Below are 13,301 nucleotides of genomic sequence, written 5' to 3' on the forward strand. Positions count from 1 at the left end.
TAAAAGATATAAAGCAACGAAGAGAGAATTGATATGTCTATCCTAAGTTGGGACGATTTAGAAGATGATTCGCAAAAACCGGCTGCACCTGAGCACAAGTCTGCGCCCGTCGAACCGCAAAAAGCGCCTGCTGCGCCGTTGGTATCTGATGCAGAGCAACCACAGAAGAATGTGGCAGCTCCACAATCCGCTGGAACCCGTTCAGTGCGATCAACAGATCCAGCCGATCCGTTGGCAAGAGCATCTAACGCTCTAGAAACCTTAGATGTTGCCCCTGGTCTTGAAGAGCTTGAGATGGGTGCTCAGCGTGTACAAGTTGATGATAAAGCTATGATTAACTGTCGTGCTGACTTGAACCAACTTGTACCATTCAAATACGAATGGGCTTGGCAGAAGTATCTAGACGGTTGTGCAAACCACTGGATGCCTCAAGAAGTCAACATGAACCATGACATCGCACTTTGGAAGTCTGAAAATGGCTTAACTGAAGATGAGCGTACCATTGTAATGCGTTCTTTAGGTTTCTTCTCGACTGCGGATTCATTGGTTGCAAACAACTTGGTATTGGCAATTTATCGTCACATTACCAACCCAGAATGCCGTCAATACATCTTACGTCAAGCCTTTGAAGAAGCGATTCATACTCATGCTTACCAATACTGTATCGAATCTTTAGGTATGGATGAAGGCGAAGTCTTCAACATGTACCGTGAGGTTCCATCTGTAGCACGTAAAGCAGCTTGGGGCTTAAAGTATACTCAATCTTTAAGTGATCCTTCTTTCAAAACTGGTACACCTGAAAATGACCAAATTTTGCTGCGCAACTTGATCGCGTTCTACTGCGTACTTGAAGGGATTTTCTTCTACTGCGGTTTCAGCCAAATTTTGTCGATGGGTCGTCGTAACAAGATGAATGGTGTTGCAGAGCAATTCCAATACATTTTGCGTGATGAATCGATGCACTTGAACTTTGGTATCGATATGATTAACCAAATCAAGATTGAGAACCCACATCTTTGGACAGCAGAATTCCAAGAAGAAATCATTCAGATGATTCTTGAAGGCACTATGCTTGAAATCGAATATGCTCGTGACACAATGCCACGTGGTGTATTGGGCATGAATGCTGCAATGATGGAAGAATACTTGAAATTTATCTGTAACCGTCGTTTAAGCCAGTTGGGCTTACCTGAACAATTTGCTGGTGTGAATAACCCATTCCAGTGGATGTCTGAAATGATGGACTTACGTAAAGAGAAGAACTTCTTTGAAACTCGCGTAACTGACTACCAAACAGGTGGTGCGTTAAGCTGGTAAGTAAATATCCGAAAAAATCCCGCCTAGATGGCGGGATTTTTTATATTAAGTACTAACTCAAAAAAACAACTCAATAAAGAAAAACCTCCCCGATAAATCGGAGAGGTTCATGCAGTGATTCAAATCAAATAAGACGGTTTACTGATCAACTAAAGGACAATCACTCCCATACCATTTACAATATCATTGTCCACAAATACTGTGTTTGCACCGAGCGTATATTGCGTCATCGTTACACCGTTAATGGTAGATTCTGCACCTTTAATCGCACCAATCATTTGCACCTGATCATGTGAATCCCCAAAAATTTGTAGTGTATTTGATCCAGTAACTTCCAGAACATCAGCGGCAGTCAACGTCAATTTCGAACCTTCTGAACCATTACCCAAATCGATACGCTCAATATTGGTAATATTATTCGATGTCGTTAAATCTAAGTCTATTCCACCCAATAACGTTAAAGTATCTGTACCCGCACCACCATCAATAGAAACAAAACCTGTTCCTGAAATAACGATTACGTCATTGCCATTACCTGCATTGAAGGTATCCGCACCATTCCCATCAATCAGTAGGTCATTGCCGTCACCACCATTTAAGGTGTCATTTCCTGCCCCACCACGGATTAAGTCATTTCCAGAACTACCATTTAGCGTATCATCTCCATCGTAACCATAAAGACGCTCATGAATGGTACCTGATGCACTATTATTTAATGTATCGTTTGCAGAAGTTCCTTGAATAATATCAGGATTACCTCCAGCCCCTAACAAGTTCTGTAGCACCTGAGCATTCAGCAATGACGAGAAACTGTCTGAATCTGTTGCACCGTAACTATCAGTTGCTGTCACAGTAAAACTACCCAAGGCACTCACATTCAAACCTGCAACCAAACTCAGTAAATTTACATCGGAATTGAGCTGAATCGTGGCTAATAATTCATTCACAGCTAAATTATCGATATTTCCACCATCTGCCGCTGTAATGGTTATTGTTGATGTTGCTCCTACAACACCCAATATCCCCGATGTATTGTTAATATGAATTTCGAGTCCCAAATCTGCTGCTAATTGAGCTGAAGCAGAGAAACTAAGACTTCCCAAATTCACTGTAAGTAGACCATTAAATTTTACTTCTACCGAACGCAAGTTTTGGTTTGGATCGACAGCAATAAAAGCCTGTTGATTCAAGTCAATGATGCCAAGCGCATCTACACCAATTAAGCCCAGTAAAGTCGCATCGGCAGCTTGTGCAATCGGTGCTACATTCGGTTGTGTTGAGGTAGATGGTGAAGTTGAGTCAAACGTGATATTGGTTGAAGCAGTATCACCATCATTATCTACTATCACCACATCAAAAGATGAGGAACCATTTAAATCCGTGTTCGTGGTTGCCTGATCTACCAAGAGGTTTCCATTTTTAAGTAAATTCGAAATAATCTCTTGCTGGGTGGTATAGCTACCCACTAAATCTACATTCGTAAATGTAATGTGCTGATCAGAAGTTGTGGTTGGTGTTGCAGCCGAAAGCGTACCCGCGGTATTGATATAAAGAATTGTATTGGTACCATCAAAGACAAAGTATAAATAATTTGCCAAGTTTCCAATACTTGTCCCTTTCGCCAATTCACCGACTAATAAGCCGCGTAAGTCGAGAATATCCCCTCCACCCGCAACAGGTTGTTTAGAAAAATCAGTAATGGTATCTACTGCTGGTGCCACAACAGTCCCCTGATCCCCTTTCTCCCAAAGGAAGGTGTCATTGCCTGAGCCACCCGTTAGAGTATCATTTCCTGTACCACCACTTAAAATGTCGTTACCAGCACCGCCATTTAAAGTATCGTTACCCGCCCCACCGCGAAGCAAATCATTCCCTTGGTTACCTGTTAAATTATCATTTCCAGCATAACCATATAAACGATCATCACCATTGGTTCCATTGAGTGTATTTATACCGCTTGTACCCTCTACCACACCTGCTGGGTCATTACTCGGATCTAATAGGCTTACACCAAGCAAATCGGTATAAGAAGTACTAGAAGTCACGGGTTGACTATCTGTTGCAGAAATAGAAATTGTCGGCACTATACCTAATGCTACTAGATCTATACCATATTGATGAACGTAAACAGTTGCTAAAAACTCATTCAATTTTAAGTTATCAATTGGTCCCCCATCTAAGGATGTGATTGTCAATTTTGAATAAGATTGGGTTGTAACTAACAGTAAATTTACAATGTCATTCTCTTCTACAACCTTTATTCCAAACTCTGCTGCCATCTCAACAGACCAATCTAATTTATAGTAATTTAAGACCCCAATACTGATGGCAGCACCTGCGTTCACGACAACCGATTTAATATCGTTATTCGGATCAATTGCTGTTAAAAGTTGATTAGTACCAATACCAATCAAACCTAAAGCATCGGCATTCACAAGACCCAATAAGCTGGCAGATTTATTGATTCCCACAATTGGCGCTTGAGCTGTTTCCGTTATTGCTAATGAGGAATAACTATAATGCCCCGTCAACATATCTACGACCAGAACTTCACCCGTGCCTTTGTTGATAGTTAACTCATCATTTGCAGCATTAAAGCTATAAGTAATTGAACCTGCAGCTCCTGAAGCTGAAACTGAATCTGTTACAGGTGAATAGCTTAAGGTATAACCATCGACCGTGATACTTTGCACATGACCGTGATCTGCACCATAACTAACGACTAACTCTCCCTCTACTGTAGCAGGCTGAACATCAACATTATATGTAGTATTTGAAGCAGCGATTGGCGAATCATCTTCAACATTAATCATCAAAGTTGAATTGGTTGTTCCAACACCATCAGTAGAAGCAATGGTAAAACCAAGACCTAAAATGTTTTCAAGTGAAGCCATTGGGTGGTCTATCGGCTGTTTCAAGGTAAAGGTGTAAGCCCCTGAAGTTGAAAGTGTCAGTACCGCGACCTCTTTTCCTCCTGCTGTTCCTGTTAATGTATAAACGCCTGCCGTAATCGAACCATTCCAAGTCACTGGCTGCCCCTCAGACGTGATACCCGATGGACCAGTTACAGCCACATTAGTTAAATTACCAAGATTTAAAGTTCCTGATACCATTGTTGAATTTGTTGTATCCTCAGGGTTACCGGCAGCATCAGCATTTGCACCTGCCAAGCCTTCTTCTGAGACAGAGACGATCACGACATCGCCTTTGGCAGTATCGCTATCGATGGCCACATTTGTAGAAACATCAAAACCATAAGCAGTCACTACACTCCCATCTTTAACTGCATCTGGAGCAATCGTAACTACACCCGTAATCGAATTGATACTTACCCCTGTTGGCAATGGGGTTGGTATTGGATTTGCTGCCAAACTCCAAGTACCATCACCTGCTTGTGATGCAGATAAGACAACAAGAATATTTTCTTCATCAATATAATAAATTTCCTGCTCAACATTATCCGCACCCGGAGTTACAGTGACAGAACCATCATCCAATGCAACGACATCTGGCGCATCTGCAGTCGATGGTGTTGTATCATCTGGATATGTTGTACCACTGTCCTGAGCAGTATTGCCTAAAAGGTCTGTACCAATGGAAGTAACAAGACTGCCATCTTTTATTGCATCACGCCCGATACTGACTACACCCGTTGTACTATTAATACTGACATTCAATGGGGTTGTATCCAAACTCCAAGTTCCATCAGGTGCTTTAGTCGCAGTTAAAGTTACATCAACATCCAATTCATTCTTATAAGTGATGATCTGTTGAAGATTATCATCACCAGGAACAATACCCACTGAACCGCCCAATACTGCAATGACATCTGGTGCATCAGCTACAGTATCAATAACCACATCTTGATTACTAGTGGCGGTATTACCCGCAGTGTCAGTTACTGTCGCCACCACCGCATAGGTTGCATCGGCCAAGGTGGTACCCGTCAGGTCTAGGGTCCAATTGCCTGTTGGATCAACCGTTAAGCGTGGATCGGCAGTGGTGTAGGTGGTCGCACCAACCGTTACACTGAGGCTGTTGCCATCAGCCAGATCGACCGTACCTTTAAACAGCAAGGTGTTGTCATTGGTGATGAAGTCGCTGTTGGAACTGCCAGTGTCGTTGGTGATCGAATCGAAAGTCACGGTTTGACCGTCGTTGTCGGTGTCGATCTTGGTGTCAATTACCACGTTCTGGCTGGTGGTACTTTTGCTATTTCCTGCGGTATCTGTGACCGTCGCCACCACCGCATAGGTTGCATCGGCCAAGGTGGTACCCGTCAGGTCTAGGATCCAATTCCCTGTTGGATCAACCGTTAAGCGTGGATCAGCAGTGGTGTAGGTGGTCGCACCGACCGTTACACTGAGGCTGTTGCCATCAGCCAGATCCACCGTGCCTTTAAATAACAAGGTATTGTCATTGGTGATGAAGTCATCTGCGGTACCTGAGTCGTTGGTGATCGAATCAAAGGTCACGGTTTGACCGTCGTTATCGGTGTCGATCTTGGTATCAATCACCACATTCTGGCTGGTCGTGCTCGCAGTATTGCCCGCAGTATCTGTGACCGTCGCCACCACCGCATAGGTTGCATCGGCCAAGGTGGTACCCGTCAGGTCTAGGGTCCAATTCCCTGTTGGATCAACCGTTAAGCGTGGATCAGCAGTGGTGTAGGTGGTCGCACCGACCGTTACACTGAGGCTGTTGCCATCAGCCAGATCCACCGTACCTTTAAACAGTAAGGTGTTGTCATTGGTGATGAAGTCGCTGTTGGAACTACCAGTGTCGTTGGTGATCGAATCAAAGGTCACGGTTTGACCGTCGTTATCGGTGTCGATCTTGGTATCAATCACCACATTCTGGCTGGTCGTGCTCGCAGTATTGCCCGCGGTATCTGTGACCGTCGCCACCACCGCATAGGTTGCATCGGCCAAGGTGGTACCCGTCAGGTCTAGGGTCCAATTCCCTGTTGGATCAACCGTTAAGCGTGGATCAGCAGTGGTGTAGGTGGTCGCACCGACCGTTACACTGAGGCTGTTGCCATCAGCCAGATCCACCGTACCTTTAAACAGCAAGGTGTTGTCATTGGTGATGAAGTCACCTGCTGTACCTGAGTCGTTGGTGATCGAATCAAAGGTCACGGTTTGACCGTCATTATCGGTGTCGATCTTGGTGTCAATTACCACATTCTGGCTGGTGGTGCTCGCAGTATTGCCTGCGGTGTCGGTCACTGTGGCAATCACTGGATAGGTACCATCAATAAAAGGAGTACCCGTTAAATCTAGGGTCCAATTCCCTGTTGGATCAACCGTTAAGCGTGAATCCGTCGCTGGATAGTTCACTCCGTTAACACTGACACTCAAAGTATTGCCATCAGCCAGATCGACCGTACCTTTAAACAGTAAGGTGTTGTCATTGGTGATGAAGTCGCTGTTGGAACTACCAGTGTCGTTGGTGATCGAATCAAAGGTCACGGTTTGACCGTCGTTGTCGGTGTCGATCTTGGTGTCAATCACCACGTTCTGGCTGGTGGTACTTTTGCTGTTCCCTGCGGTATCTGTGACCGTCGCCACCACCGCATAGGTTGCATCGGCCAAGGTGGTACCCGTCAGGTCTAGGGTCCAATTCCCTGTTGGATCAACCGTTAAGCGTGGATCAGCAGTGGTGTAGGTGGTCGCACCGACCGTTACACTGAGGCTGTTGCCATCAGCCAGATCCACCGTACCTTTAAACAGTAAGGTGTTGTCATTGGTAATGAAGTCGCTGTTGGAACTGCCAGTGTCGTTGGTGATCGAGTCGAAAGTCACGGTTTGACCGTCGTTGTCGGTGTCGATCTTGGTGTCAATCACCACATTCTGGCTGGTGGTGCTCGCAGTATTGCCTGCGGTGTCGGTCACTGTGGCAATCACTGGATAGGTACCATCAATAAAAGGACTGCCCGTTAAATCTAGGGTCCAGTTGCCTGAGCCATCCACAGTTAGTTTCGGGTCGCCTGTATTATAGGTAATACCGTTAACACTGACACTCAAAGTATTGCCATCAGCCAGATCGACCGTGCCTTTAAATAACAAGGTATTGTCATTGGTGATGAAGTCATCTGCGGTACCTGAGTCGTTGGTGATCGAATCAAAGGTCACGGTTTGACCGTCATTATCGGTGTCGATCTTGGTGTCAATTACCACATTCTGGCTGGTGGTGCTCGCAGTATTGCCTGCGGTGTCGGTCACTGTGGCAATCACTGGATAGGTACCATCAATAAAAGGAGTACCCGTTAAATCTAGGGTCCAATTGCCTGTTGGATCAACCGTTAAGCGTGAATCCGTCGCTGGATAGTTCACTCCGTTAACACTGACACTCAAAGTATTGCCATCAGCCAGATCGACCGTACCTTTAAACAGCAAGGTGTTGTCATTGGTGATGAAGTCGCTGTTGGAACTGCCAGTGTCGTTGGTGATCGAATCGAAAGTCACGGTTTGACCGTCGTTGTCGGTGTCGATCTTGGTGTCAATTACCACGTTCTGGCTGGTGGTACTTTTGCTGTTCCCTGCGGTATCTGTGACCGTCGCCACCACCGCATAGGTTGCATCGGCCAAGGTGGTACCCGTCAGATCTAGGGTCCAATTGCCTGTTGGATCAACCGTTAAGCGTGGATCGGCAGTGGTGTAGGTGGTCGCACCAACCGTTACACTGAGGCTGTTGCCATCAGCCAGATCGACCGTACCTTTAAACAGCAAGGTGTTGTCATTGGTGATGAAGTCACCTGCTGTACCTGAGTCGTTGGTGATCGAATCAAAGGTCACGGTTTGACCGTCGTTGTCGGTGTCGATCTTGGTGTCAATCACCACGTTCTGACTGGTGGTACTTTTGCTGTTCCCTGCGGTATCTGTGACCGTCGCCACCACCGCATAGGTTGCATCGGCCAAGGTGGTACCCGTCAGATCTAGGGTCCAATTCCCTGCTGGATCAACCGTTAAGCGTGGATCGGCAGTGGTGTAGGTGGTCGCACCAACCGTTACACTGAGGCTGTTGCCATCAGCCAGATCGACCGTACCTTTAAACAGTAAGGTGTTGTCATTGGTGATGAAGTCACCTGCTGTACCTGAGTCGTTGGTGATCGAATCAAAGGTCACGGTTTGACCGTCGTTATCGGTGTCGATCTTGGTGTCAATCACCACATTTCTACTAATTGAATTACCAGTATTCCCCATTGTATCGGTCACTGTTGCCACTACGGTATAGCTACCATCGAGTAATGCCGAACCCGTTAAATCTAGGGTCCAGTTGCCTGAACCATCAACTGTGAGGCGTGGATCGGCAGTGGTGTAAGTGGTCGCACCGACCGTTACACTGAGAGCATTGCCATCAGCCAGATCGACCGTACCTTTAAACAGTAAGGTGTTGTCATTGGTGATGAAGTCAGTGCTAGAACTGCCAGTATCATTGGTGATCGAGTCGAAGGTTACAATATCCCCATCACCATCCTTATCCACTTTTGTATCAATCACCACGTTCTGGCTGGTCGTGCTCGCAGTATTGCCTGCGGTGTCGATCACTGTGGCAATCACTGGATAGGTACCATCAATAAAAGGAGTACCCGTTAAATCTAGGGTCCAGTTGCCTGAGCCATCCACAGTTAGTGTCGGGTCGCCTGTATTATAGGTAATACCGTTAACACTGACACTCAAAGTATTGCCATCAGCCAGATCCACCGTACCTTTAAACAATAAGGTGTTGTCATTGGTGATGAAGTCGCCTGCGGTACCTGTATCATCGGTGATCGAATCAAAGGTCACGGTTTGACCGTCATTATCGGTATCGATCTTGGTGTCAATCACCACGTTCTGGCTGGTGGTACTTTTGCTATTTCCTGCGGTATCTGTGACCGTCGCCACCACCGCATAGGTTGCATCGGCCAAGGTAGTACCCGTCAGGTCTAGGGTCCAATTCCCTGCTGGATCAACCGTTAAGCGTGGATCAGCAGTGGTGTAGGTGGTTGCACCGACCGTTACACTAAGGCTGTTGCCATCAGCCAGATCCACCGTACCTTTAAACAGTAAGGTGTTGTCATTGGTGATGAAGTCAGTGCTAGAACTACCAGTATCATTGGTGATCGAGTCGAAGGTTACAATATCCCCATCACCATCCTTATCCACTTTTGTATCAATCACCACGTTCTGGCTGGTCGTGCTCGCAGTATTGCCCGCGGTGTCGATCACTGTGGCAATCACTGGATAGGTACCATCAATAAAAGGACTGCCCGTTAAATCTAGGGTCCAGTTGCCTGAGCCATCCACAGTTAGTTTCGGGTCGCCTGTATTATAGGTAATACCGTTCACACTGACACTCAAAGTATTACCATCAGCCAGATCCACCGTACCTTTAAACAGCAAGGTGTTGTCATTGGTGATGAAGTCGCTGTTGGAACTGCCAGTGTCGTTGGTGATCGAATCAAAGGTCACGGTTTGACCGTCGTTGTCGGTGTCGATCTTGGTGTCAATTACCACGTTCTGACTGGTGGTACTTTTGCTGTTCCCTGCGGTATCTGTGACCGTCGCCACCACCGCATAGGTTGCATCGGCCAAGGTGGTACCCGTCAGGTCTAGGGTCCAATTGCCTGCTGGATCAACCGTTAAGCGTGGATCGGCAGTGGTGTAGGTGGTCGCACCAACCGTTACACTGAGGCTGTTGCCATCAGCCAGATCCACCGTACCTTTAAACAGCAAGGTGTTGTCATTGGTGATGAAGTCGCTGTTGGAACTGCCAGTGTCGTTGGTGATCGAATCAAAGGTCACGGTTTGACCGTCATTATCGGTGTCGATCTTGGTATCAATCACCACGTTCTGACTGGTCGTACTCGCAGTATTCCCTGCTGTATCGGTCACGGTGGCAATCACTGGATAGGTACCATCAATAAAAGGACTGCCCGTTAAATCTAGGGTCCAGTTACCTGAGCCATCCACGGTTAAGCGTGAATCCGTCGCTGGATAGTTCACTCCGTTCACACTGACACTCAAAGTATTACCATCAGCCAGATCCACCGTACCTTTGAATAACAAGGTGTTGTCATTGGTGATGAAGTCGCCTGCGGTACCTGTATCATCGGTGATCGAATCAAAGGTCACGGTTTGACCGTCATTATCGGTATCGATCTTGGTGTCAATCACCACATTCTGGCTGGTGCTGCTGGCGGTATTCCCTGCGGTATCTGTGACCGTAGCCACCACCGCATAGGTTGCATCGGCCAAGATGGTGCCAGTCAGGTCGAGGGTCCAGTTACCTGAACCATCAACTGTGAGGCGTGGATCGGCAGTGGTGTAGGTGGTTGCACCGACCGTTACACTGAGGCTGTTACCATCAGCCAGATCTACCGTGCCTTTAAATAACAAGGTATTGTCATTGGTGATCAAGTCACCTGCTGTACCTGAGTCGTTAGTGATCGAATCAAAAGTCACGGTTTGACCGTCATTATCGGTGTCAATCTTGGTATCAATCACCACGTTCTGACTGGTCGTACTCGCAGTATTGCCCGCGGCGTCGGTCACGGTGGCAATCACTGGATAGGTACCATCAATAAAAGGAGTACCCGTTAAATCTAGGGTCCAGTTACCTGAACCATCCACGGTTAAGCGTGAATCCGTCGCTGGATAGTTCACTCCGTTCACACTGACACTCAAAGTATTGCCATCAGCCAGATCTACCGTGCCTTTAAACAGCAAGGTATTGTCATTGGTGATGAAGTCGCCTGCGGTACCTGTATCATCGGTGATCGAATCAAAGGTCACGGTTTGACCGTCATTATCGGTGTCGATCTTGGTGTCAATCACCACATTTTGGCTGGTGGTACTTTTGCTGTTCCCTGCGGTATCTGTGACCGTCGCCACCACCGCATAGGTTGCATCGGCCAAGGTGGTACCCGTCAGGTCTAGGGTCCAATTCCCTGTTGGATCAACCGTTAAGCGTGGATCGGCAGTGGTGTAGGTGGTCGCACCGACCGTTACACTGAGAGCATTGCCATCAGCCAGATCGACCGTACCTTTAAACAGCAAGGTGTTGTCATTGGTGATGAAGTCGCCTGCGGTACCTGTATCATCAGTGATCGAATCAAAGGTCACGGTTTGACCGTCATTATCGGTGTCGATCTTGGTGTCAATCACCACATTTTGGCTGGTGGTACTTTTGCTGTTGCCCGCTGTATCCTTAACCGTTGCAACAACAGGATAAGTACCATCTGCCAAAGCGCTGCCTGTGAGATTCAGGGTCCAGTTACCTGAACCATCTACTGTTAATTTTGAATTGAGGTCACTGGTGCTATAGGTCTTGTCACCGACTTTCACACTAAGGCTGTTGCCATTAGCTAGATCTACCGTACCTTTAAACAACAAAGTGTTATCATTGGTAATAAAATCACTGCTGGAACTGCCAGTGTCGGTGGTAATCGAATCAAAGGTTATTGTGTAGCTTGAAACATCTGCTTTGGCTATATCACTATCATTCGCAGTGTTGTCAAATTGATCTGAACCCACTGAAGTGACGGTACTTCCATCTTTTACAGCCTCCATTCCAATAGTAACAACACCTGTCACAGGATTAATAATCACACCAGTTGGTGTACTGTCTAAACTCCAAACTCCACTTGCACCCTTAGTTGCCGTTAGAATCACAGGATTATTGGATTCATCAGTATAACGAATAACCTCTTTAATATTATCTGCACCAGGGGTGACTGTTACAGAACCACCCACCAGCGCCAATACATCAGGTTTATCTGCAATTAAATCTGTACCTTGAGGATCGGTCTCATCTGCTTTGGCCGTATCACTGTCTGTCGCAGTGTTGTTATACGCATCAGTACCCACGGACTTAACGATTGAGCCATCTTTGACTGCATCTGGACCAAGCGCAATCAAGCCCGTTGCAGGGTCAATTGCAACATTGCTAGGCGTTTTATCTAGACTCCATTTACCATCAACCCCTTTTGTTGCTGTTAAAGTCACAGCATTATTGGTTTCATCTGTATAGGTAATAACTTGCTTAACATTATCTGCACCAGGCTTTATAGCAACAGCACCTGTCGCTAAGGCAACAACATCCGGTGCATCTGCCGAAGTTGGAGTACTATCATCCACCTTAGCCGTATCGCTATCAGTCGCGGTATTATTACTTGAATTGGTTCCCGTAGAAGTCACCGTGCTACCATCTTTCACAGCATCCATACCGATAGTCACCAAACCTGTTGATGAATCAATACTTACACCTGTTGGGGTTTTATCTAGACTCCATTTACCATCCGAACCTTTTGTTGCTGTTAAGGACACTGAATTATTAGATTCATCGGTATAGGTAATGACTTGTTTAACATTATTTGAGCCAGGTTTAACCGTAACTACACCACCATTTAAAGCCACTACATCAGGTTTGTCCGCAGATGGAGCTGGTGTACCACCTCCACCTCCGCCGCCACCTCCAGCAGCGGCTAAACCGACTAGAGGAATTAAAGCAAGCAACCAATATGGATTAAATTCATATGATGCAGAGGTTAATGGCTCACCGCCCAAGGCTTGTGCAACACTCACTTGATCAGCGAGCATACTGACTGCATGTTGCTGAGCACCTGTTTCAGGTACATAAGCGTAATAACTGCCATTTTCATGCAGACCAATCAGTAAATTGGTTGTCGTCCCATCAGTACCGTAATAACCCTGAATAACCAGATCAGGATCCAGCGCATTCGTACCATCATCTTCAAAACTGATATATAAATCATTACCCACACGCTGAATTTTAATATTTTCTGGCGCAAATTGAGTTGCATCATCAATCAATTCATAATTAATGCCCTTTTGCGCCTGAATCATTACAGGCTGGTCATGAGATTTAGTAACTTGCAAAGCTGAAATAATGGTTTTCGCATCATGTAGTTTTATAGTGATTGTTTGATTTGGCATTTTATTTATCCTTTTCTTATAACTTGTTTTTTAAAAATAGTG

At 46.1% G+C, this 13,301-nt stretch carries 2 protein-coding genes; one reads left to right on the forward strand and one right to left on the reverse strand.

All coding sequences use genetic code 11. From position 1 onward, the window contains the following. The first annotated feature begins 33 nt into the window (after positions 1–33). On the forward strand, positions 34–1,317 hold the full coding sequence (locus MP622_RS10480; protein WP_016166035.1) for a ribonucleotide-diphosphate reductase subunit beta: 1,284 nt from the start codon (positions 34–36) through the stop codon (positions 1,315–1,317). A gap of 149 nt (positions 1,318–1,466) precedes the next feature. Here MP622_RS10480 and MP622_RS10485 read toward each other — a convergent pair whose 3' ends face one another. After that, positions 1,467–13,259 (reverse strand): Ig-like domain-containing protein, encoded by an 11,793-nt coding sequence (locus tag MP622_RS10485; RefSeq protein WP_243790873.1) that lies wholly within the window; start codon positions 13,257–13,259, stop codon positions 1,467–1,469. Positions 13,260–13,301: the final 42 nt, after the last annotated feature.

It is taken from the genome of Acinetobacter sp. PK01 (assembly GCF_022819285.1).
Classification (GTDB): Bacteria; Pseudomonadota; Gammaproteobacteria; order Pseudomonadales; family Moraxellaceae; genus Acinetobacter; species Acinetobacter tandoii.

What these genes read in the sequence shown, in the direction of transcription:
- MP622_RS10480 (WP_016166035.1), top strand. Translation starts at nt 34, where the DNA reads ATGTCTATCCTAAGTTGGGACGATTTAGAAGATGATTCGCAAAAACCG.
- MP622_RS10485 (WP_243790873.1), bottom strand. Translation starts at nt 13,259, where the DNA reads ATGCCAAATCAAACAATCACTATAAAACTACATGATGCGAAAACCATT.